Below are 22,545 nucleotides of genomic sequence, written 5' to 3'. Positions count from 1 at the left end.
AGACTCGGGCGATGGCAGTGAACCCCACCGGCGCGGACATGAAGGCCTTCCTCGCCGAGGACCCGGACCAGCCGATCACGATGCTGAACCTGCTGCGTTTCGCCGAGGGCGGCGAGGCGCGCTACGACGACTACATCGCGCACTTCCGGGCCACCGCCGCGCGGTTCGGCGCCGAGGTCGTCTACTTCGGCCGCGGGCTGGCCCCGGTCGTCGCCGAGCCCGGCCAGGAGTGGGACGCGGTCCTGCTCGTCTCCTACCCGAGCCGGCGCGCGTTCTCCGACATGGTCCGCGACCCCGGGTACCAGGAGGGCACCCACATCCGGACCGAGGCGCTGGTCGAGGCGACGCTGCAGCCCACCGTGCCCCGCTGACCGGCCCCCGACGCACGGGACCCCCGCCGGCCAGGGTGCCGGCGGGGGTCCCGTGTGCGGGGGGTGGGATCAGGCGGCCGCGGTGGCCGACTCCCCCTTCGCCGCGCGGTCGCGCAGCGACTGCGGGACCTCGAAGCGCTCGCCGTACGTCGCCTTCAGCTCGTCGGCGCGGGCCACGAATCCGGCCGGACCACCGGGGTAGCCCTCGATGTACTGCAGCACGCCACCGGTCCAGGCCGGGAAGCCGATGCCGAAGATCGAGCCGATGTTGGCGTCGGCGACGGTGGTCAGCACGCCCTCGTCGACGCACCGGACCGTCTCGATCGACTCGATGAACAGCATCCGCTCGGACAGCTCGTGCAGGTCGACGTCGTGGTTCGTCGCGCCGAACTGCTCGCGCAGGCCCGGCCAGAGGCGGGTGCGCTTGCCGTTCTCGTACTCGTAGAACCCGGCGCCGGAGCTCTTGCCCTTGCGGTCGAACTCGTCGACGAGCCGGTCGATCACCGGGTCGGACGGGTGCGGGGTCCAGGTGCCGCCCGCGGCCTCGACGCCCTTGCGGGTCTCCTCGCGGATCTTGCGCGGCAGCGTGAGGGTCAGCTCGTCCATCAGCTGCAGCACCGGGGCCGGGTAGCCGGCCTGGCTCGACGCCTGCTCGATCGTCTGCGGGTCGATGCCCTCGGCGATCATCGCGACGCCCTCGTTGATGAAGGTGCCGATGACCCGGCTGGTGAAGAACCCGCGCGAGTCGTTGACGACGATCGGGGTCTTCCGGATCCCCAGGGTCAGGTCGAACGCCTTGGCCAGGGCCTCGTCGTTCGTGCGCTCGCCCTTGATGATCTCGACCAGCGGCATCTTGTCGACCGGCGAGAAGAAGTGCAGGCCGATGAAGTCGTCGGGGCGGTCGACGCCCTTCGCGAGCTCGGTGATCGGCAGGGTCGAGGTGTTCGAGCACAGCAGCGCGTCCGGCTTGATGTGCTTGGCGGCCTCGCGGAAAACCTCCTGCTTCAGCTCGACGGACTCGAAGACGGCCTCGATGACGACGTCGCAGCCCTCGAGGTCGGCGTAGTCGTCGGTCGGGGTGATCCGGCCGAGCAGGGCGTCGCCCTTCTCCTGCGTGGTCTTCCCGCGCTGCACACCCTTGGCGACCAGGCCCTCGGAGTAGGCCTTGCCCTTGTCGGCGGCCTCGCGCGAGACGTCCTTGAGGACGACCTCCCAGCCGGCGAGCGAGCAGACGTAGGCGATGCCCGCGCCCATCATCCCGGCGCCGAGCACCGCGACCTTGGTGGGCTGCCACTTCGCGGGGCCGTCCGGGCGGGACTTGCCGCCGTTGATCGCGTTGAGGTCGAAGAAGAACGCCTTGGTCATGTTCTTCGAGACCTGGCCGGTCACGAGCTCCGCGAAGTAGCGGCCCTCGATCTTCGAGGCGGTGTCGAAGTCGACCTGGGCACCCTCGACCGCGGCGGCGAGGATGTTGCGCGGCGCGGGCATCGGGGCGCCCTTGAGCGTCTTGCGCAGGTTCGCCGGGAACGCCGGGAGGATGGCGGCGAGCGACGGGCTCGACGGCGTCCCGCCCGGGATCCGGTACTTCGGCCGGTCCCAGGGCTGGGTGGTGTGCTCGGGGTTGGCGAGCACCCACGCCCGGGCCTTGTCGAACGCCTCCTCGCGGGTGGCCGCGAGCTCGTCGACCAGGCCCAGCTCCAGCGCCTTGGCGGGCTTGTGCCGCTGGCCCTGCGCGAGCACGTTCATGAAGCCGTTCGCGATGCCCAGCATCCGGGTGACGCGGGTGACGCCGCCGCCGCCGGGCAGCAGGCCCAGGCTGACCTCGGGCAGGCCGTAGACGACACCCTTGGCGTCGACGCCGACCCGGTGGTGGGTCGCGAGCGCGATCTCCAGCCCGCCGCCCAGCGCGGTGCCGACCAGCGCCGAGGCGACCGGGCGGCCGAAGGTCTCCAGCTTGCGCAGCTGGGCCTTGACCTCGGTGACCAGCTCGACGATCCTCCCGGCGTCGTCCGGGCCGGCGGCCGAGAGCTGCTCCAGGTTCCCGCCGGCGAAGAAGGTCTTCTTCGCCGAGGTGACGACGACACCGACGATGTCGTCCTTGTTCTTCTCCAGGTCGTCGACGACCTCCCGCATGGCCTCGCGGTAGGCGTCGTTCATCGTGTTGGCGCTGCTGGCCGGGTCGTCGAGGGTGACGACGGCGATGCCGTCGGCGTCCTTCTCCCAGCGGACGGCCTTCTGCTCAGTCACTGATCCAGTCCCTTTCAGACGCGCTCGACGATGGTGGCGATGCCCATGCCGCCGCCGACGCACAGCGTGGCCAGCCCGCGGCGCAGGTCGCGGCGCTCCAGCTCGTCGATCAGCGTGCCGAGGATCATCGCGCCGGTGGCGCCGAGCGGGTGGCCCATCGCGATGGCGCCGCCGTTGACGTTGGTGATCTCGTGCGAGATGCCCATGTCCTTCATGAACCGCAGGGCGACGGCGGCGAACGCCTCGTTGATCTCGAACAGGTCGATGTCCTCGACGGACAGGCCGGCCTTCGCGAGCGCCTTGCGGGCGGCCGGCGCGGGGCCGGTCAGCATGATCGTCGGGTCGGCACCGGACAGCGCGGTGGCGACGATGCGGGCGCGCGGGATGAGGCCGTTGGCCGTGCCGGCGGCCTCGGTGCCGATCAGGGTCAGCGCGGCGCCGTCGACGATGCCGGAGGAGTTGCCGGCGTGGTGGACGTGGTCGATCTTCTCGACCCAGTGGTACTTCTGCAGCGCCACGGCGTCGAACCCGCCGTCGCGGCCCATCATCTCGAAGGACGGCTTGAGCCCGCCGAGCGCCTCGACGGTCGCGCCGGCGCGGATGTGCTCGTCGCGGTCGAGCACGGTCAGGCCGTTGCGGTCCTTGACCGGGATGATCGAGTTCGCGAAGCGGCCGTCGGCCCACGCCTTGGCCGCGCGGGTCTGGGACTCCACGGCGAAGGTGTCGACGTCCTCGCGGCTGTAGCCCTCGAGGGTCGCGATGAGGTCGGCGCCGATGCCCTGCGGCACGAAGCCGGTCTCGTAGGCGGTGTCGGGGTCCATCGCCCAGGCGCCGCCGTCGGAGCCCATCGGGACGCGGCTCATGCCCTCGACGCCACCGGCGAGGACGAGCTCCTCCATCCCGGAGCGGACCTTCTGGGTCGCGGTGTTCACGGCCTCCAGGCCGGAGGCGCAGAAGCGGTTGAGCTGCACACCGGCGACGGTGTCGGGCAGCCCCGCGGCGATGGCGGCGGTCTTGGCGATGTCACCGCCCTGGTCGCCGACCGGCGAGACGACGCCCAGCACGACGTCGTCGATCGTGTTCGTGTCGAGCTCGGGGTTCCGCTCGCGGATCGCGTCGATCAGCCCGGTGACCAGGGAGATCGGCTTGACCTCGTGCAGCGAACCGGAGGCCTTGCCCCGGCCGCGCGGCGTGCGGATCGCGTCGTAGATGTAGGCCTCGGGGATCTCGCTCATCCGAACCTCTCGTGGGTGGTCGGCACCGGGGCGGTACGGACGGCACTGCCCCTACTTACTGGTAGCTTTTGTTACAGCAGTACTGTCACATGGGTCAAGACGCACGACCGATGACGTGACAGCGAGAATGTCACATCGTGGCTGTCATATCCGACGCGCGGCCCGTACCCTGCTCGCCATGTCCGCCGCCCCCGACGCCTCGACCGACGACGGCTCCCCCGAGCTGCTCACCGTCGACCAGCTCGCCGAGCGGACGGGCATGTCGGTGCGCACCATCCGCTTCTACGCCGGCAAGGGCCTCATCCCGGCCCCGCGGCTGCGCGGGCGGACCGGCCTCTACGACGCCGCGCACCGCGCCCGCCTGGAGCTCATCGGCGAGCTGACCGGCCTCGGCTTCACCCTGGCCGCGATCGAGCGGCAGCTGGAGCGGGTGCCGCCGTCGACCGCCCCGGAGGAGCTGGCCCTGCAGCGCGCGCTGCTCACGCCGTGGCTGCCCGAGGCGGGCGAGGAGCTCGACCGCGCCGGCCTCGACCGCCGGGCAGGCCGCCGCCTGACCGACGACGAGGTCACCGTCCTGGAGCGGCTGGGCGCGCTGACCCGGCTGCCCGGCGACGGCCCAGGCGCCTTCCGGCTGCACGGCGCGCTGGCGCTCGGCTCGGCGCTGGAGACGCTGGACTCGGGCCTGCCCACCGACGTGTGGAAGCGCTCGCACGACCTCATCGAGCGGCACACCGCCGCGCTCGCCGAGGACCTCATGACGCTGTTCCAGGAGGAGGTCCTGCAGCCCTACCGCGACCGCGGGCGCCCGGCCGAGGAGCGGCGCCGGCTCGCGGCCGCGTTCGCCCGGCTGAAGCCGGTCACCCTGCAGGGCGTGGTCACCGCGTTCGGCCGCGCGGTCAACCGCGCCATCCGCGAGCGCGTCGACCCGGCCCCGGCGGACCGTCACGACACGTGAGCGCCGTCCGGGCCCCGTAGCATCGGCGCATGGCGACCTTCGAGTTCCCGGTCCGGGTGCGCTACCACGAGGTGGACGCCCAAGGGGTCGTGTTCAACGCCTGGTACCTCGCCTGGTTCGACGAGGCGATGACCGAGTTCCTCGAGTCCCGCGAGCTGACCTACCGCGCCATGCTCGACGCGGGCTACGACGTCCAGCTCGTCCACACCGAGCTGGACTGGCGGGCCGGGGTCGGATGGGGCGAGGACGTCGTCGTCGCCGTCTCCACGGCCCGGATCGGCCGCACCAGCTTCGCGCTCGACTTCCAGGTCCGCGCCCTCGACGACGCGGGCAACCGCGTCGTGACCTGCGACTGCCGCACCGTCTACGTGGTGATCGCCGTCGACGGCAGCGGCAAGCAGGAGGTCCCGGCGCTGATCCGCGACGCGCTGGGCGCGCCGGACCCGCTGCTGCCGCTGCGCTGACTCAGGCCCCGCGCACGCGCCCGCGGACCTCGCCGAGGGACAGGCGGCCGCCGTCGCGGGCGGGCGCGGTGGCGGTGATCGCGATCTCGTCGCCGTCCTCGAGCCAGGTGCGTGAGCCGCCGCCGGCGAGCGCGACCGGGTCGCGGCCGTTCCAGGACAGCTCCAGCATCGAGCCGAACTGGGCGCGCTCGGGGCCCGAGACGGTGCCCGACCCGAGCAGGTCGCCGGACCGCAGCCCCGCCCCGCCCGAGGTCAGGTGGGCCACCATCTGCTCGGGCGACCAGTAGAGGTCCGCCGCGGGCGGCGTGGCGATCCGCTCGCCGTTGACGTGCACGGCGAGGTCGATGTCGAGACCCTGCGCGGCCTCGCTCGGGCTCAGGTACGGCAGCGGCGCCGGGTCGTGCGGGGGCAGCGGGACCCGGGCCGCGGACAGCTCGTCGAGCGGGGTCACCCAGGCCGAGATCGACGTCGCGAAGGACTTGCCGAGGTGCGGCCCGAGCGGGCGGGACTCGAAGAACTGGATGTCGCGGGCGGACCAGTCGTTGAGGAGCACGACACCGAAGACGTGCTCGGCGGCGTCGTCGACGGCGACCGGGCCCGGCACCGGTCCGCCGAGGACGAAGCCGAGCTCGGCCTCGAAGTCCAGCTTCGCGCAGGCGCCGAAGTCCTCGGGCCCGCGCTGCCCCGAGGGCCGGACGACCGGGGTGCCGCTCACCCGCACCGTCCCGGCGCGGCCGTGGTAGCCGACGGGCATCCGCCGCCAGTTCGGCGTCAGCGGCTCGGCGTCCGGCCGGAAGATGAGCCCGGCGTTGCGGGCGTGCTGCTCGCACGCGTAGAAGTCCACGTAGTCGGCCACGGCGAACGGCAGCACCGGCTCCAGCCCCTCGGCGGGCAGCCGGTGCGCGGCCGCGCGCTCGTGGTCCGCGCGCCACCCGCGCAGCCACTCGACGACCTCGCGCCAGGCCGGGGCGCCGGCGTCGAGCAGCCGGGTGAGGTCGGGCGCGGTGAGCAGGTCGGAGTGGGGCCCGCGCTGGGCGGTCGCCAGCGAGCCGACGTCGAGCAGCCCGCCGTCGGGCAGCGGGCAGGCGATGCGGGAGCTCCCCGGCCGCCCCTTCCCGGCGACGGCGCCGAGCGCGAGTCCGGCGGGTGGGGCGGTCGAGCTCGGCGGGGTCGTCACGGACCCGACCGTAGGCGATCCGGACCCGCCCGCGGGAACCGGAACCGGGCGCCGGGCGTTCGTCCGATGTGCCCGGTCCGTCCGGATCGGGCGGACGACCGGGAATGACCCGGACAGCCAGGAGGACACCCGCAGATGGGTCTGCTCGACATGCTCAGGGAGCGTCTCGCCGGACGCGCGCAGGCACGGCCGCAGCAGGGCTCCGGGGGCGCGGCCCCGCAGGCGCCCGGACCGGCGCCGCAGCAGGACCCCGACCGGCAGGCGATCGAGCGCTACCGCTACCTGCTCCGCACCGCACCGCCCGAGCAGGTGGAGCAGGCGCACGCGGAGGCGTTCGCGAAGCTGACGCCCGAGCAGCGGCGGAAGGTGCTGAACGACGTCGGCGCCGAGGTGCCCGAGGCCGAGCGGGCCCGCTCGACCGACCCGCAGGTGCTGGCACGCATGGCGACCCGCGCCGAGATGCGCGACCCCGGCACCATGGAGCGGTCGCTCGGCGGCGGCCGCGGGCCCGGCACGGGCGGGATGATCGCCGGATCGCTGCTGGCCGGTGTCGCCGGCGCCGTCATCGGCACCGCGATCGCGGGCGCGCTGTTCGACGACGCGGGAGCCGGCGAGGACGTGGCCGCGCCGGAGGAGCCCCCGGCCGAGGACCCCGGCTTCGACGACGGCGGGGACATGGGCGGGGACATGGGCGGGGACATGGGCGACCTCGGCTTCTGACCCGCCGTGCCCGGTCCCGGCCCGCCGCGCGCGGGCCGGGACCGTCTCATTCCGAGACACATCGCGACCGGTTCGCGGAAACACCTGTTTCCACCGCCTCCGGCGTGGCACCGTCCGGCGTCACATGCCAGAGTCGCCATCCGAGCATCCGTCCCTACCGGACGTCGTCGAGGACGAGTGGAGTACGAGCAATGGCACAGCAGGTACGTGGCGTCGTGGCCCGCGCCAAGGGCGAGCCGGTGACGGTCGAGACGATCACCGTCCCGGACCCCGGCCCGGGTGAGGCCGTCGTGAAGATCCAGGCCTGCGGGGTCTGCCACACCGACCTGCACTACAAGCTGGGCGGCATCAACGACGAGTTCCCCTTCCTGCTCGGCCACGAGGCCGCGGGGGTCGTCGAGTCCGTCGGCGAGGGGGTCACCGACGTCGAACCCGGCGACTACGTCGTGCTGAACTGGCGCGCGGTCTGCGGGGTCTGCCGGGCCTGCAAGAAGGGCAAGCCCCAGTACTGCTTCGACACCCACAACGCGGCCCAGAAGATGACCCTCTCCGACGGCACCGAGCTGTCCCCCGCACTGGGCATCGGCGCGTTCATCGAGAAGACCCTCGTCCACGCCGGACAGTGCACCAAGGTCGACCCCGACGCCGACCCGAAGGCCGCCGGCCTGCTGGGCTGCGGCGTCATGGCCGGCCTGGGTGCGGCGATCAACACCGGCGGGGTCGGGCGCGGCGACTCCGTCGCCGTCATCGGCTGCGGCGGGGTCGGAGACGCCGCCGTCGCCGGCGCCACGCTGGCCGGCGCGACGACGATCATCGCCGTCGACACCGACCCGCGGAAGCTGGAGTGGGCCCGCGGGTTCGGCGCCACCCACACCGTGAACGCCAAGGACACCGACCCGGTCGAGTTCATCCGGTCCGTGACCGACGGCAACGGCGCCGACGTCGTCATCGAGGCCGTCGGGCGCCCGGAGACCTACGAGCAGGCCTTCTACGCCCGCGACCTCGCCGGCACCGTCGTCCTGGTCGGGGTGCCGACCCCGGACCTGCAGGCACCGGCGATCCCGCTGATCGACTACTTCGGCCGCGGCGGGGCCCTCAAGTCCAGCTGGTACGGCGACTGCCTGCCCAGCCGCGACTTCCCCATGTACGTCGACCTGTACCTGCAGGGTCGCTTCCCGCTGGACAAGTTCGTCACCGAGACCATCGGTCTCGACGACATCGAGACCGCCTTCGAGAAGATGCACGCCGGTGAGGTCCTGCGCTCGGTCGTGGTCCTCTGATGGCCGGCCCGATCGACTCCGCCGTCGACCACGTCGTGACGTCGGGGACCTTCAACCTCGACGGCGGCTCCTTCGACGTCGACAACAACGTGTGGATCGTCGGCGACGACCGCGAGGTGTTCGTCATCGACGCCGCCCACGACGCCGACGCCATCGCCGCCGCCGTCGGCGACCGCCGGGTCAAGGCGATCGTGTGCACCCACGCCCACGACGACCACGTCAACCAGGCCCCCGCCCTGGCCGACCGGTTCTCCGCGCCGATCCTGCTCAACCCGGCCGAGATGGTCCTGTGGGACATGACCTGGCCCGACCGCAAGCCCGACGCCGAGCTCGCCGACGGCCAGACCCTGTCCGCCGGCGGGATCGACCTGCGCGTGCTGCAGACCCCGGGCCACTCCCCCGGCTCGTCCTGCCTCTACGCCCCCGAACTGGGCGTCGTCTTCACCGGCGACACCCTGTTCCAGGGCGGACCCGGCGCGACCGGGCGGTCCTACTCGGACTTCGACACGATCATCGAGTCGATCCGGACCACCCTGCTGACCCTGCCCGGCGACACGCAGGTCCGCACCGGCCACGGCGACTCGACGAGGATCGGCGACGAGGCCCCGCACCTGGAGGAGTGGATCTCGGGCGGGTCCTGACCCGCCCCCGGCGGGGGCTCACGCGGAGCGACGGCGGACGGCGGGGGTGAGCAGGAGCAGCACCGCCGCCGTCGCGCCGAAGGCGGCGGCGAAGCCGAAGGGCTCGGCGATCGCGCCGAGCCCGGTCGCGCCGAGACCCGTGCCGGCGTCGTAGGCGATGTTCCAGGCGGCGCTCGCCGCGCCGTAGTGCAGCGGTCCGGCGGCGGCGAACAGGGCGACCATCGCGTCGTTCTGGACCAGCCCGAAACCCGCGCCGACCACGAGCGCCCCGGCCACGAGCAGCCCGGACGCCCACGGGGCCGCGAGCACCCCGAGCAGCCCGACGGCGGCGCAGAGCGTGCCGACCGGCAGCAGGGTGCCCGGGCGTCCGGTGCGGTCGGTGAGGGTCCCGGCGACCCCGCGCCCGAGCAGCGCGCCGAGCGCGGTCGCGAACAGCGCCGCCGGCACCGCGACGGTCGCGCCGGGCACCGCGAGCGGCGCGAACGTGATGACCCCGCCCTGGGCGGTGGAGCAGCCGAGCATCGCTAGCACCGGTGCGGCGGGCAGCCGGCGACGGCGCTCGCGGGGGTGCCCGGCACCGCCGGCGCCGGGCGGCGGGACCGCCCGGCGCGGGCCGCGCACGAAGGCGACGACCAGCGCCCCCGCGACCGGGGTGACCCCGGCGAGCAGGAACACTCCGGTGAACCCGAGTGCGTCGACGACCGCGACGCCGGCGGGCAGGAACAGCAGCTGCGGCAGGCCGACGGCGTAGCCGTAGCGGGCCGAGGCGCGCCCGTGCGCGGACGGCTCGACCAGCTCGGCGACCAGTGCACTGCCCGCGACGGTCGCCATCCCGAACCCGATCCCGCGCAGTGCCGAGATCCCGAGCACCGGCCCGAGGTCGGCGGTCAGTGCGAGCAGCGGCGTCGGCAGGCCGAGCAGCAGCGAGCCCGCGACGAGCACCGGCCGGTGCCCGACCCGGCGCAGCAGCGCCGGCACCAGCAGCTGGGTGCCGACGGTGACCGCCATCAGCACGCCCGTCGTCAGCCCGGCGCCGAACTCGCCGGAGCCGCCGCGCGCGACCCACAGCGGCACGACCGGCAGCAGCAGCGCGTACCCGCCGAAGGCCAGCGCCGTCGAGGCGAGGAGCAGGCGGAACGGCAGCGACGACAGCGAACGGGGCACACCCCACCGTGTCAGACGCCCGGGCCGGCGCCGCTCAGGCCCGGGGGATCGCCCGCTCCAGTGCGGGGACGACGGCGTCGAGCACCGCGGGCAGGCTCAGGACCGTCTGCCAGGCGAACGCGAGCTCGGTCCCGCCCTCCAGGAACACGGCCCGTCCCTCGCGCATCGCGGGCAGGCGCGACAGCAGCGGGTCGCGCTCGACCGTGGCGCGGCCGCCGGGGGTGAACGACAGCTGGTCCCACACGACGAGGTCGTGGTCGAGCTCGGCGTACTGCTCGAAGGACAGCTCGGCGTAGAAGCTCTGCCCGGCCAGCTCGTCGTAGCGCGGCGGGACGACGAACCCGAGCGAGGTGAAGAAGCGCGAGCGCGGGTCCTGGGAGGCGAACACGCTCAGCGAGTCGGCACCGCGGGTGGCGACGGCGACCTGCTTGCCCGCCCACTGCGGGTTGGCGTCGCGGACCGCGGCGAAGCGGGCCTCCAGCTCCCCGACGAGCCGGTCCGCCTCGTCGGTGCGGCCGAGGGCGCGGCCGACCAGCCGGGTCTGCTCCTGCCAGGGGGCGCCGTAGTCGTGGAAGCCCTTCGCCGGGCCGACGGTCGGCGCGATGGCGCTGACGACCGGGTAGTTCTGCGCGTCGAGGTCGGAGTAGACGCCGACCACAAGGTCGGGGCGCTGGGCGGCGATCTTCTCCGGCTCGATCGAGGACATGGTCAGCACGGCCGGGGCCGCGTCCAGCGCCCGGGCCGCCGCGCTCGCCCACGGCTGGACGACGGTGTTCTCCGCGCCGTACCAGTAGCGGGCGGCGACCGGGGCGACGCCGAGCGCGAGGATCGCGTCGTGGTCGGTGTAGCCGACCGAGGCCACGCGCCGGGGCGCCTGCGGGACCGTGGCCGTGCCGAGCTTGCCCTCGATCGTCACCGGGAACCCGGCCGCCGCCGTGGTCCCGGCCCCGCCGCCGGCCGCGCTCCCGCCGCCCGCGCCGCATCCGGCCAGTACCGCGCCGCCGGCCGCGGCCAGCGATCCGAGCAGCATCTGCCGCCGCGTGAGTTCCATGTCCGTTCCTTCCGCTCGTCCGGCGGAATGCTAGGACATGGAGCTTAGGTGAGCCTCTACTACGTTCAGGTGGGGCTGAGCACACCGAGACGGCGCGGGGCGGCGGCCCGGCGGACCACGTCGAGCCCGTACAGGCGCGCGGCGGTGCCGCCGAGCAGGGCGGCGCGCACGTCGTCGTCGAGCTCGGGGAAGCGTCCGCGCAGCTCCTCGGGATAGCGGAAGGTCATCAGGTCGCGGATGAGCCGGGCCGGGCGGACCAGCGGGTAGCCGCTGCCGAACATCAGCCGGTCCGGCCCGAAGGCGGCCAGCAGCTCGCCGAGCGCCTGCGCGGCGGGCACGCGGTGGCGGCGCAGGGCGATGAGCAGGTCGGTCAGCAGGACCGAGACGTTCGGCAGCCGGGCCAGCCGGGTCAGGGACGCGGTCGGGGCGCAGGCCGCCCCGAGCACGAACCGGACCTTCGGCAGCGCGGCGGCGAGCGCTGCGACCTCGTCGACGTCCAGGGCACCGGCGGGCAGGGGCCCGGCGCTGGGGACCCGGACCGGCAGCGCGGACCCGGCCCGCACCGGCTCGGCCCACTCCGGCCAGCGCGGACGCGGCCCGGCCACCTCCGCGACGCCGGCGTGCGCCCACTCCGGCGCCGCCCGCGACGGCCGCGCGGTCGGCGCGACACCGACGTGCACGACCCCGGCCCCGGCCTGCTCGGCCCGGATGAGCGTGCGGCGCAGCCACGGCGCGCGCAGCGACAGCGCCGTCTCCGGACGCCGGGCCGGCAGCACGGTCAGCGCGCGCAGCCCGTCGCGGGAGACCCGGGCACCGATGCCGCGGGCGCGGATGCGGTCGGCGGGGTCCAGCTCCCCGGCCAGCACGAGCCGCTCGGGGTGCTCGGCGGCCAGCTCGGCGTGCCACGCGGTGGCGGCGAACCCGAGCACGAACAGGTCGGAGAACACCGCCGGGACGAGCACGGCCCGGTCGACCGCCGACAGGACGTGCGCGGCCAGCGCCTCCGGGGTGACCAGCTCGAACGCGTCCGCCGACAGCGGCCGCGGCGACGGGTCGACCATCCGGTGGCGGTGCAGCAGGTCGGCGACGAACTGTTCACCGGCCGGGCCCGCCTGGTTGTGCGGGCGGCCGTCCCAGCCGTGCACCTGGGCGTCGACGACGGGCGGGAGCCCCGCACGCCCCGCCACGTCGCTGCAGCACCGGTCCACCACGACCACCTCTCCACTGTCGCGGAGCGGCCCGGCACGCGCAGCGCGTGCCGGGCCGCTCCGACATGATCCACGTGATCGGACGAGTGCGTACCTAGCCGACCGACGGGCCCAGCCCCAGCGACTGGGGGGTGCTGGAGTCCGGGCTGGGCTGCGGGATGCCCTCGTCGAGCTGGCCGAACTCGGTCATCAGCGACTTGTTCCAGGGCGTGACCTCCTCGGCCACCAGCGAGTTGGTGGTGAGGATCAGCCCGGCGACCGACGCGCCGTTCTGCAGGGCGGAGCGGACGACCCGCAGCGGGTCGATGATGCCCATCCCGACCATGTCCCCGAAGCGGCCCTCCAGGGCGTCGAACCCGTCGTCGACCCCCATCGTCGTGACCTGCTTGACGACGTCGTCGCCGTCGTAGCCGGCGTTGGAGGCGATCAGGTGCACCGGCTCGGTCAGCGCGTGCCGCACGATCTCGACCCCGATCCGGTAGTCCCCGGACACGTCGAGGGCGTCCAGGGCGGGCTCGGCGTGCAGCAGCGCCGCACCGCCACCCGCGACGATGCCCTCCGCGACCGCGGCCCGGGTCGCCTGCAGCGAGTCGTCCACGCGGTGGCGGATCTCGCGGGCCTCGGCGTTGGTCGGGGCGCCCACGGAGATGATCGCGGCCTTGCCCGACAGCCGGGCGATGCGGTCGGAGAAGAAGTCCTCGTCGGTGCCGATGGTGGCCCGGGCCAGCTCGGCACGCAGCTGGGAGAGCCGGTACTCCAGCTTCTGCTTGTCGCCGTGCCCACCGATGATCGTGGTGCTCTCGCTGGTCACCTGCACCTGCGAGGCGCGGCCCAGGTGCTCGATGTCGATCTGGTCGAGCGAGAACGACGAGCTCTTCGAGTGCACCTTGCCGCCGCAGAGCGCGGCCATGTCCTCGAGCAGGTGGATGCGCTTCTCGCCGAACCCCGGCGCCTTGATCGCGACGGCCTGGAAGTGCCCGTTGACGTGGTTGTGGACCAGCATCTGCAGGGCGGTGCCCTCGACGGTCTCGGCCACGATGACCAGCGGGCGGCGCTCGTTGCGCATGATCCGGTCCAGCACCGGCATGACCTGCTGGACGTCCTTGATCTTCTCCGCGGAGAACAGGATGTAGGGGTCGTCGACGATCGCCTCGAGCGTGCCCGGGTTGGTCACCATGTAGGGCGAGACGTAGCCGTTGTCGAACTCGAAGTCCTCGACGAAGGCGACCGAGACCCCCGGGACCGGCGCGTCGTCGACGGTGACCACGCCGTCGTCGCCGACGGTGTGCAGGGCCTTGGCCACCACGCTGCCGATGGCGTAGTCGTCGTTGGCCGAGATGGACGCGACCCGGGCGTAGTCCTCCTCGGAGCTGACCGGGTGCGACACCGTCTGCAGCCGCTCGACCAGCGCGTGCACCGCGAGGTCGATGCCCCGCTTCACCAGCACCGGGTTGCCGCCGCGCTCGATGGCGCCCATGCCCTCGCGGACGATGGCCTGCGCGATCACGGTGGCGGTGGTGGTGCCGTCGCCGACGGTGTCGTTGGTCTTGACCGCCGCTTCCTTGACCAGCTGCGCGCCCATGTTCTCGAAGGGGTCGCGCAGGTGGATCTCGCGGGCGATCGTCACGCCGTCGTTCGTGACCTCGGGCGACCCCGTGATCTTCTCCAGGATGACGTTGCGGCCCTTGGGTCCGAGTGTGCTCTTGACGGCTTCGGCGAGCTGGTCGACGCCGGCCTGCAGCAGGTGGCGGCCCTCGGCGCCGAAGCGGAGTTCCTTGGCCATGGTGGGTCCTCCCGGAGGTAGTCGGTCCAGGTTGCGCGGGTGTGGATCAACGGGTGGGCCGCACCGCCCGGGCCGCCGGCCGGGGGTGGTGCCCCGGGCGCGGCGGGTCGTCGTCCCGGGCGGTGCGATCCGTGTGAGGAGCGGGTCAGGTCACCGGCTTCAGGTCGAAGTCGATGTACTCCGCGGCGTCCTCGGGGTTGGCGAACATGATCGTCTTGTCGTCGAGGTGGACCATGCGCCCGTAGTGGGTGGACATGTTCTCCTCGAACTCCGCCGCGTCGAACCAGCCGTCCTCACGGCCGGCCTCCTCGTCCATCTGGGCGTAGTCGACCTCGAACCTGCCCCGGCCGTCGACGCGGATCATCGACGGCAGGTGCTGCACGGTCACGTTGTCCTGACGGTCCAGGACGGTCGCGATCACCGCGCCGATCTGGTTGTTCATCAGCGTGAAGCCGCACATGTTCGACGCGGTGCTGTCCTGCTTGAAAGGGCTGTCCGTGCTGGTCACTGCTTCAGCTCCTCGGGGACGTCGAGACCGAGATCGCTGCAGATCCCGGCGAAGCGGTTCTTGGCGCGGTCGAGGGAGTCCTCGAAGGTCGGCGGCTTGGAGTCCGACTGCGACCACATCGGCTGCATCTGGCGGGCGGCCTCGAGCGCCTGCGGCACGTAGGTCCGCAGCCAGCCGCTCATCAGCGACCGGTTGTGCTCGGCGAACTCCCGGTCCTGGTTCAGCGGGGCGAAGCACGCGATCGTCCAGCGCAGGTCGCGCTGGGCGTAGTCGTACTCGCCCGCACCCATGACCGTCGGGGTCACGTAGTCGCCGTTCTGGGCGGCGGACTGCATCACCAGGTTCGACCGGAACAGCTCCCCGACCAGCGGCTCGAACACGCAGTTCGTCGCGAAGATGGCCTCGCCCCAGTCGTCCTGGACCGCGGTGAGGGCCTCGGTGAGCCTGCGCGCGCCCTGCCACTCCGGCGCGTTGTCCCACGCGTCGAGGTGGGCGGTGCCGTCGAAGCCGTCGATCTCCTCCGACAGCGTCAGGTTGTAGAGCGCGAGGTCCTGGGCGAACCGGATCTTGCGGGTGGAGTTGGCCGCCAGCGCCGTGTTGTGCATGTTCGTCGGCGCGGACCGCTCGTTGGAGGCGAAGACGTACAGCCCGAGGATGTGCTCGATGTGCATCCAGGCGCCGACGTTGCGCTCGACGAAGCGGATCCAGTTGGGGTTCCAGAGCTCGAACGCCTTGGCGGTGCGGGCGTTGTCGATGTTCTGGGTGAGCTGCCGGACGACGTTGGCGTTGTACCGGTAGAGGCTCTGCTCCCACTCCTCGTTGGGGTCGCGGAACTCGTGCCAGCCGTGGGCCGGCCAGTTCTTGACGGGCAGGCCGCCGGTGCCCACGCCGCGCTGCGGCTCGGGCTCGTCCACACCCCAGGCCTTGAGCTTGGTCCAGTGCAGCGGGTAGCCGCCCTCACCGTTGGCGAAGCCGTAGATCCAGCCCTGGGACAGGTAGTGCCGCGGGTCCGGCTGGACCTCGACGGTGGTGTCCTCGTAGAGGGTCTGCTTGCGCTTGGCGGGGGTGTAGTAGTTGTAGCGGCGCGCGTTCGAACTGGAGTCCGGGAACTCCCGAGCCCCGGCCTCGGCGTCGGTGAAGACGGGCCTGGGAACGCTGCGCTGCGAACCGGACGTGCTGTTCTCCGTGGTGGTCACTGTCCGTCCTCGCCTTCTTGTTCACCGGTCGTGGTGAACTTGTCGTAGAAGATGTTGGTCTCACTCACACCCAGCTGGGTCAGCGTCGCGATCGCCGCGTCGACCATCGGCGGGGGACCGCAGACGTAGGCATCGACTCCCTTCAGATCGGTTTCGTTGCGCCGGACCACCTCGGTGATCAGGCCCGTCTCCCCGGCCCACTCCGCGCCGCCGTCGCCGTCGGACAGGGCGGGGACGTACCGGAAGCCGTTCAGCTGGGGCGCCAGCTCGGCGATCTCCTTCTCGAAGCAGAGATCGGCCGCGGTGCGGGCGCCGTAGTAGAAGGTGGCCCGCCGTTCGACGCCGCCCTCGGCCATCGCCCGCAGCAGGCCGAGCACCGGCGCCATGCCGGCGCCGCCGCCGACGAAGACGATCGGCGAGCTGCGGTTCTGGCGGAGGGTGAAGGTGCCGAAGGGCGCCTCGACCTCGAGCCGGTCACCGGGGGCGGCCTTCTCGTCGAGCCAGGTGCCGAACAGCCCGCCCGGGTAGACCTTGATGACGAACTCGTAGAGCCCGTCCCGGTTGGGCGTGTTGGCCATGGAGAACGAGCGGCTCTCCTCGGTGCCCGGGCAGACCAGGTCCATGTACTGCCCGGGGAAGAACTTGATCTCCGACGGCTCGACCAGCTTGACGGTGAGGTGCCGCATGTCGTGGGTGACGGCCTCGACCGACACCACCTCGACCACGCCCTTGGTGAGGGGCAGGCCGGAGCGGATGATCTCCTCGTCGTAGTTGAGGAGCTCGATCACCAGGTCCTCGTAGGCGTGCGCCCGGCAGAGGAGGGTCTGGCCCTCCTCCTTCTCGTAGTCCGGCAGCGCGAAGGTCGAGTAGCTGTCGTACTCGATGTCCTCGCCCTCCAGGACGAAGGACTTGCAGGCCGAGCACTGACCCTCCTTGCAGCCGTGCATGAGCTGGACGCCCTGCTCGGCGGCGGCGCGGAGGATGTTCTGGTCCTCGTCGACCTCGATCTCGATGCCGACGGGCTCGAAGCGCACGACGTGTTTGTCGCCCACGACCGCGGACCACCTCTCTCGTGTTCGGGAGACTGGAGTGAGAAAAAAGACCAATCGGACAGTGACGGGCAGGCGTGTCCCCGGGCCCCGCCCAGGAGGCGGCGGCCCGGGGTGACCCGGCCGGGGAAGACGACCCCCCGGCCGGGCCGCGGGAAGAGGGCCCCGTCATGGCGTGACGGGAACCCCCTCCCCTCGCCTGACCCGCGCTCAGGCGTCGGTGGGCGCGGGCCGGCCTCCCGGCCCCTGGCGGTTGTAGTCCGCCACGAACGCCTCGCGATCGGCGTCGCTCATCTCGTTGAGGATGACGTTGGGGCTGGCCAGGTGCGGCATCCGCCGCATGTGGTCCAGCGTCCACATCTTCTTCGGGTCGAGATCGAGGTGCGGCTGAGCGGTCAGCGTCTTGCCGTCGTCACGGACGAAGCCCATGTCCTGGATGACGTCGGCCCAGTTCCAGCCGTGGTACAGCGTCTCCCACTCGCGGTGGCCGACGAGCTTGCCCATGTTCGGGGTCTCGCGACCCTGGTACACGGGCCGGAACGCCTCGGCGTCGGTCCAGCGGCAGACCTCGTGGCAGTACGTGCGCCACTGGCCGTCCACCTTGTCGACGACCATGTCCTCGCGCACCAGGCACGGGACCATGCAGGTCCAGCAGCGGTGCGGGTACACGTAGTCGACGTCCTCGGCGACGATCGCGTGGTGCCCGTTCGGCTTGGCGAGGCGGTTGTAGTTCTCCCACCACTTGCCGTACCGGTCGTACCAGCCCGGGTACTTGTGCTCGAACCACTCGAAGTCGGTGTCGGTCATGCCGTCGATCCGCCAGTAGTTGGCGCACCAGCCGGTGGCGAAGAACTGCGCGACCTCGTGGACGTAGCCCTTGTTCCAGATCTGGTTCCAGGACTCCTCGACCAGGTCGTGCGGGATGACCAGACCGTACTTCTCCAGCGGCAGCAGGTAGCTGCGGTAGTAGTCGTCGTAGATCCAGCGGCGCCACATCTCGGCGTAGGACTCGCGGTCCTTGCGGCGGTCCTTCGTGCCGTACTCGATGAACGTGCCGATCGCGGCGTCGACGACGCGGTGGTTGTTCCACCACGCGTAGCGCAGGTCGCGCTCGAGCAGCTGGCGGTTGTCCTCGTCCGACAGCGCCATCAGCAGCGTGGCGTAGCCGTTGGAGATGTGCCGCGACTCGTCGGACTGCACCGAGTGGAAGACCGTCGGCAACAGGTAGTCGCCGTTCGCGGCGGCCTCCGCCGGCATCGCCACGAACAGGGTGTTCGTGAACGCGGTCTCCGCGACGATGGTCAGGTAGATCGACGCGGCGGTGATGGCGTCACCGGTGATGAACCCCTCCGCGAACTGTCGGCCGATGGTGCCGCAGTAGTCCGAGTGGAAGTTCCGCAGCGAGTTGTTGAAGCCCGCCGGGTCGATGTAGTTGTTCATGTACAGGCGCTTGAGGTTCTGCTGGATCGTGCTGTGCCGAACCTCGTCGATCATCTGGATCGCCTGGCCGTTGTGCAGCTCCGGGTTCGGGACCACGTGGAACAGCATCGGCATCGAGCGCGCCGCCGAGATCTCCGGCAACGGGATGATCGACAGGAAGAGCTTCTGCCACTCCAGCCAGCGCTCCTGCACCTGGCGGAACATGTTGCCGCGGATGGCACCGTCCTGGGCGCCGTAGACGCGGTGGTCCTTCTCCTCCTCCATCGGGAAGTACGAGCGCAGGACCTGCTTGAGCGGGTCCTTCTTCGCCGCCTTCTTGAAGGTGTAGTCGGTTCCGTACTTCATGTACGGCTCGTGGTACTGCGGCTCCCAGGACAGCTCCTGGATCTTCTGGTGAGCCTTCGCCAAACTCTGCCGACTCACGTCGTCTCCTCACGGTGGTGGGTTGTGGTCGGAATCAGCGGGCGAGCGCGGGTTGCCCGATGTCGAGGTCGAACGCGGGAGAGCCGGCGGCCCGCGTGACGTGGGTGGATCCCGCGGCCACGGTGCCGGTCCTTCCGTGCTGCGAATCACACATGCTTCGACAGGCATCCGAGGTCTCAATATGAGACGCTGCCCGCCCGCCACCTGTGGTGATCTTGCTCTCACGGCGCGTACCGTCGCCGTGACCACGGTGTTCCCGCCGCAGTCCACCGCTGCCGCAGCACGGGGCGTCGAGGTCCGTCTCGAGCTCGACACAGGCGAGGAGGCCGCGCGTGACACCCCTGCCCGACGGCGTGCAGGGCGCCACCGGGGCCGACCGGTCGCCCACCCCCGTCCACTCCACGGCCACCGCCGAACGCGTCGCGATGGCCCGCGAGGCGTTCCTGCACCACGAACAGGTGCGGGAGGACGCGGTCCGGGCGCCGATCCTGGCGTCCTGGATCCGGTCCCGGGACAACGACGTGGCCCCCGACTCCATCGACCTGCCCGAGGTCGACCGCGAGACCGACAGCCCGCTGGTCCGTGCGGCCGCGCCGATCGTGTCCGAGCTGTGCGACCAGTTCGCCACCGAGCCGGTCAGCCTGATCCTGTGCGACGGCGACGGCGTCGTCCTCGACCGGCGCACCGGCGACTCCGCGCTGGGCCAGCACCTGGACCGGGTCTGGCTCGCGCCGGGCTTCTCCTACGCCGAGCAGCACGTCGGCACCAACGGGATCGGCACCGCCCTGGAGGGCAGGCGCCCGACCGAGGTGTTCGGCCACGAGCACTTCGTCGAGCACCTGGAGGACCTGGCCTGCGCCGGCGCACCCATCCGGCACCCGGTCACCGGCAAGATCCTCGGCGTCGTCGACCTGACGTGCTGGCGGCGCGAGGCGAACGCGCTGATGGTCGCCACCGCCGCGACGACCGCGCGGCGGATCGAGGAGGCGCTGCTCGCCGCGTCCGGGCGCCACGAGCTGACCCTGCTCCACGACTACCTGGCCGCCGTCGCACGGGCGGGCAACACCGCGGTGCTCGCCGTCGGCGACGACCTGGTGATGATGAACGACCGGGCGCGCGAGCTGATCGCCCCCGCCGACCAGGTGCCGCTGCTCGCCGGCGCGACCGACGCCCTGCGCGCGGGCCGCAACCGCCAGCTCGTCGTGGACCTGCCCAGCGGCGCGACCGCCCGGGTGCAGTGCCGGCCCAGCTGGAACGAGGCGGGCTCGGCGGGCGGCGTCCTGCAGGTGACGCTGACCCACCGCGAGACCGTCGGGCGGGGCAGCTCGACGCCCACCATCACGACCGCCCTGCCCACCGCCGTCGGGTCGGGCGCGCTGTGGACGAAGTGCGCGCAGGCCGTGGACCGGCACTTCCGCACCAACGAGTGGGTGGTCCTGCAGGGCGAGCCCGGCTCCGGCCGCACGACGCTGGCCCGGGCCACCCACCACCTGCACTCCCCCGCCGGGCACGTCCGCGTGCTCGACGCCGCCGACGTCGGGCCGCGCTGGCTCACCGACGTCACCGACGAGCTCAGCGGCGGCGGCGGGACGCTGGTGCTGCGCGAGGTCGACCGGCTCCCGCCCGCCGCGGCGGCGGCGCTGGGCGACGTCCTCGAGCCGTACCGCGAGTCCACCGACCCCGAGCGGGCCTGGGTGGTCGCGACCCGCAGCGTGTCCGGCGCCGTCGACGGCCCCGAGCTGGGGCAGCTGCTGCGGGCGTTCCCGCGCACGATCGAGGTGCCGCCGCTGCGCCACCACGTCGAGGACGTCACCGAACTGGTGCCCTACCTGCTCGCCCGGCTCACCCGCGGCGCCGACCTGACCTGCTCGCCGGAGGCGCTGCGGGTGCTGATGCGCCACCGCTGGCCGGGCAACGTCGAGCAGCTCTACCAGGTGCTGCGCAAGGTCGTCAGCCGCCGCCGGGCCGGGGTGATCCGGGTCGAGGACCTGCCGCCGGAGACGCGGGCGCTGACCCGCCGGGTGCTGACGCCGCTGGAGTCCATCGAGTGCGACGCGATCGTCGACGCCCTGCTCGACGCCGACGGCAACAAGGCCGAGGCCGCGCGGCGGCTCGGCATGAGCCGGGCGACGATCTACCGCAAGATCCGCGGCTACGGCATCGCGACGCCGGAGGGGGCGGGGGTGGCCCGGTAGCGTGCCCGGCGTGCGTCCCCGCAGCCGGCTCGTCCGCGCGTTCGCCTTCCCCGAGGGCACCCCGGCCCCGCTGCTGGTGCTGATCCTGCTCAGCAGCTCGCTGGTCGGGGTGTTCACCGTGCCGCTGCTGCTGCCGGCCGCCGCCCCGGGCTGGCTGCGGGTGGTCCTGTCCGCGGTGGCGGTGCTCGGGCTGATGGCGCTCACCGCGGCCCTGCTGCGCCGGGCCGTGGAGCGGGGCCGGCGGCACCGGGAGGGCTGACCGGCGCAGCGACCCCGCACCCGGTGACCTACGGTCCCTGCGCATGGGACCGGACGCACCCGCACCGTGGCCGGACTCCGCGTTCCCCGCGACCCCCTACCCCGGGGCCCGGCCGCCGTCGTCGTTCGTGCACCTCGACGGCGCCGCGCACCCGCTCACGGCGGACCCGGCCACGCCGTCCGGCCTGCGCGCCGGCGCGGACTGCCTGGACACCTGGCTCGCCCGGCACGACGCCGTCCCCCTGGCCGGGCGCGTCCCGCTGCTGGCCTACGGCTCGAACGCCTGCCCCTCGAAGATCACCTGGATGCGCGCCGAGCGCGGGCTGACCGGCCCGGTCGTCGTGCTGCGGGTGCGCACCGCGGGGCTGGCGGCGGTGTGGTCGGCGGGCCGCCGGGTGGTCGACGACCAGCGCCCCGCCACCCTCGCCGCGGCCGGCGGGGCGGTCGAGGAGCACGCCGTCTGGCTCGTGGCGCCGGAGCAGTTCGCCGCGCTCGACGCCGTCGAGGGGCGCGACGCCGACCCGCCCCGCTACCGGCTCGCCCGGGTCGCGACCGGGACCGTCACCCTGCTCGACGGCGGCGGGGTGCTCGACCGGCCGTGGGCCTACGTCGCCCCGGAGACCCCGACGGGTGACGCCCGCACCGACCGGCGCCCGCTGCTCGTCGACGGTGCCCCGGTCGCCTGCGCGGACGTGGACCAGGCCGGTGCCGCCGCGCTCGTCGGCGCTCCGGGTCCGGACGGGCTCGACGCCGCCACCGTCGACGGCGTCCCCGCACCGGACCAGTGGCCGTCGCGGGTGTTCGTGTACGGCTCGCTGATGCCGGGGCAGCGGGCGTTCGGCCTGCTGCGCGAGCACGCGTCGGGGGTCCTGCCGCAGCCTGCGGTGCTGCCGGTCGGCGGGATCGCCGACACCGGGCACGGCTACCCGGCGCTCACCCTCGACACCGGCGACGGCGTCCCGGGCTGGGTGGTGGAGCTGGCCGCCCCGGGGGCGGCAGCGGCCGCCCTCGACGTCTACGAAGGTCCGGAGTACGCGCGCGTCCGGGTCGTCGTCGAGGACGGGACGGTCTGCTGGGCGTGGGTGTGGACGGCGGCGCGGGACGGGCACGTGGCGCTGCCGCGGGGGTGGGCCGGGCGCTGAACGCGGACCGGGCCCGCCCCCCGGTGAGGGGACGGGCC

20 protein-coding genes are annotated in these 22,545 nt (G+C 72.8%); 9 read left to right on the top strand and 11 right to left on the bottom strand.

Features of this window, described 5'->3' with window-relative positions; genetic code table 11:
• Positions 1–11: 11 nt before the first annotated feature.
• On the top strand, positions 12–371 hold the full coding sequence (locus WJX68_RS19810) for a DUF1330 domain-containing protein (RefSeq protein WP_340293169.1): 360 nt from the start codon (positions 12–14) through the stop codon (positions 369–371).
• Between the two features lie 69 nt (positions 372–440).
• On the opposite strand, the gene WJX68_RS19805 is transcribed toward WJX68_RS19810, so the two are convergent.
• Positions 441–2,618 carry a 3-hydroxyacyl-CoA dehydrogenase NAD-binding domain-containing protein gene (locus WJX68_RS19805; protein ID WP_340293167.1) on the bottom strand — a complete coding sequence of 726 codons (2,178 nt, stop codon included), beginning with the start codon at positions 2,616–2,618 and terminating at the stop codon, positions 441–443.
• A gap of 14 nt (positions 2,619–2,632) precedes the next feature.
• Positions 2,633–3,853 (bottom strand): acetyl-CoA C-acetyltransferase, encoded by a 1,221-nt coding sequence (locus WJX68_RS19800; protein WP_340293165.1) that lies wholly within the window; start codon positions 3,851–3,853, stop codon positions 2,633–2,635.
• Positions 3,854–4,031: 178 nt separating this feature from the next.
• On the opposite strand from WJX68_RS19800, the gene WJX68_RS19795 reads away from it, so the two are divergent.
• On the top strand, positions 4,032–4,808 hold the full coding sequence (locus tag WJX68_RS19795) for a MerR family transcriptional regulator (protein ID WP_340293163.1): 777 nt from the start codon (positions 4,032–4,034) through the stop codon (positions 4,806–4,808).
• A gap of 29 nt (positions 4,809–4,837) precedes the next feature.
• On the top strand, positions 4,838–5,272 hold the full coding sequence (locus WJX68_RS19790; RefSeq protein WP_340293161.1) for an acyl-CoA thioesterase: 435 nt from the start codon (positions 4,838–4,840) through the stop codon (positions 5,270–5,272).
• Position 5,273: 1 nt separating this feature from the next.
• Here the strand turns inward: WJX68_RS19790 and WJX68_RS19785 are convergent, their stop codons facing one another.
• Complete coding sequence (locus tag WJX68_RS19785) at positions 5,274–6,449, bottom strand: fumarylacetoacetate hydrolase family protein (protein WP_340293159.1); 1,176 nt, start codon at positions 6,447–6,449, stop codon at positions 5,274–5,276.
• A 135-nt stretch (positions 6,450–6,584) separates the two neighbouring features.
• Between WJX68_RS19785 and WJX68_RS19780 the strand changes: the two genes are divergently transcribed.
• From WJX68_RS19780 to WJX68_RS19770, 3 genes are all read left to right on the top strand, one after another.
• The gene (locus WJX68_RS19780; RefSeq protein ID WP_340293157.1) at positions 6,585–7,169 is read left to right on the top strand and encodes a hypothetical protein; all 585 of its coding nucleotides are present in this window, start codon (positions 6,585–6,587) and stop codon (positions 7,167–7,169) included.
• 191 nt (positions 7,170–7,360) lie between these two features.
• The gene (locus WJX68_RS19775; protein WP_340293155.1) at positions 7,361–8,449 is read left to right on the top strand and encodes an S-(hydroxymethyl)mycothiol dehydrogenase; all 1,089 of its coding nucleotides are present in this window, start codon (positions 7,361–7,363) and stop codon (positions 8,447–8,449) included.
• Complete coding sequence (locus WJX68_RS19770) at positions 8,449–9,090, top strand: MBL fold metallo-hydrolase (protein ID WP_340293153.1); 642 nt, start codon at positions 8,449–8,451, stop codon at positions 9,088–9,090. The genes WJX68_RS19775 and WJX68_RS19770 overlap by 1 nt, the downstream gene beginning before the upstream one ends.
• Positions 9,091–9,108: 18 nt before the next feature.
• Here WJX68_RS19770 and WJX68_RS19765 read toward each other — a convergent pair whose 3' ends face one another.
• The 8 genes from WJX68_RS19765 to WJX68_RS19730 all read right to left on the bottom strand — a co-directional run bounded on the left by WJX68_RS19765 (position 9,109) and on the right by WJX68_RS19730 (position 18,897).
• Complete coding sequence (locus WJX68_RS19765; protein ID WP_340293151.1) at positions 9,109–10,254, bottom strand: MFS transporter; 1,146 nt, start codon at positions 10,252–10,254, stop codon at positions 9,109–9,111.
• A 34-nt stretch (positions 10,255–10,288) separates the two neighbouring features.
• Complete coding sequence (locus tag WJX68_RS19760) at positions 10,289–11,305, bottom strand: iron-siderophore ABC transporter substrate-binding protein (protein ID WP_340293149.1); 1,017 nt, start codon at positions 11,303–11,305, stop codon at positions 10,289–10,291.
• A gap of 65 nt (positions 11,306–11,370) precedes the next feature.
• Entirely contained in the window at positions 11,371–12,522 is a 1,152-nt protein-coding gene (locus WJX68_RS19755) for an amidohydrolase family protein (protein ID WP_340293147.1), read from the bottom strand.
• Positions 12,523–12,607: 85 nt separating this feature from the next.
• A complete protein-coding gene (gene groL / locus WJX68_RS19750; protein WP_340293145.1) occupies positions 12,608–14,296 on the bottom strand; it encodes a chaperonin GroEL in 1,689 nt (562 codons plus the stop codon).
• A gap of 145 nt (positions 14,297–14,441) precedes the next feature.
• Positions 14,442–14,804 (bottom strand): propane 2-monooxygenase effector subunit MimD, encoded by a 363-nt coding sequence (mimD, locus tag WJX68_RS19745; RefSeq protein ID WP_422785740.1) that lies wholly within the window; start codon positions 14,802–14,804, stop codon positions 14,442–14,444.
• Complete coding sequence (locus WJX68_RS19740; RefSeq protein ID WP_340293143.1) at positions 14,801–16,000, bottom strand: ferritin family protein; 1,200 nt, start codon at positions 15,998–16,000, stop codon at positions 14,801–14,803. Before WJX68_RS19740 ends, mimD begins: the two co-directional genes overlap by 4 nt.
• The gene (locus WJX68_RS19735; RefSeq protein WP_340293141.1) at positions 15,997–17,052 is read right to left on the bottom strand and encodes an FAD-binding oxidoreductase; all 1,056 of its coding nucleotides are present in this window, start codon (positions 17,050–17,052) and stop codon (positions 15,997–15,999) included. Before WJX68_RS19735 ends, WJX68_RS19740 begins: the two co-directional genes overlap by 4 nt.
• Before the next feature lie 207 nt (positions 17,053–17,259).
• A complete protein-coding gene (locus WJX68_RS19730; RefSeq protein ID WP_340293231.1) occupies positions 17,260–18,897 on the bottom strand; it encodes a ferritin family protein in 1,638 nt (545 codons plus the stop codon).
• Positions 18,898–19,244: 347 nt separating this feature from the next.
• Here WJX68_RS19730 and WJX68_RS19725 point away from each other — a divergent pair, with 347 nt between their 5' ends.
• Genes WJX68_RS19725 through WJX68_RS19715 form a run of 3 tightly spaced genes read left to right on the top strand, consistent with a single transcriptional unit; the run spans position 19,245 to position 22,507 of the window.
• Positions 19,245–21,107 carry a sigma-54-dependent Fis family transcriptional regulator gene (locus tag WJX68_RS19725; protein WP_340293139.1) on the top strand — a complete coding sequence of 621 codons (1,863 nt, stop codon included), beginning with the start codon at positions 19,245–19,247 and terminating at the stop codon, positions 21,105–21,107.
• A gap of 10 nt (positions 21,108–21,117) precedes the next feature.
• A complete protein-coding gene (locus WJX68_RS19720) occupies positions 21,118–21,366 on the top strand; it encodes a hypothetical protein (RefSeq protein WP_340293137.1) in 249 nt (82 codons plus the stop codon).
• A 43-nt stretch (positions 21,367–21,409) separates the two neighbouring features.
• Entirely contained in the window at positions 21,410–22,507 is a 1,098-nt protein-coding gene (locus WJX68_RS19715) for a gamma-glutamylcyclotransferase family protein (protein WP_340293135.1), read from the top strand.
• Positions 22,508–22,545 lie beyond the last annotated feature (38 nt).

Origin of the sequence: Pseudonocardia spirodelae (assembly GCF_037727765.1) — a bacterium.
Lineage (GTDB): Bacteria > Actinomycetota > Actinomycetes > Mycobacteriales > Pseudonocardiaceae > Pseudonocardia > Pseudonocardia spirodelae.
This window is presented reverse-complemented; position numbering and strand designations above follow the sequence as displayed.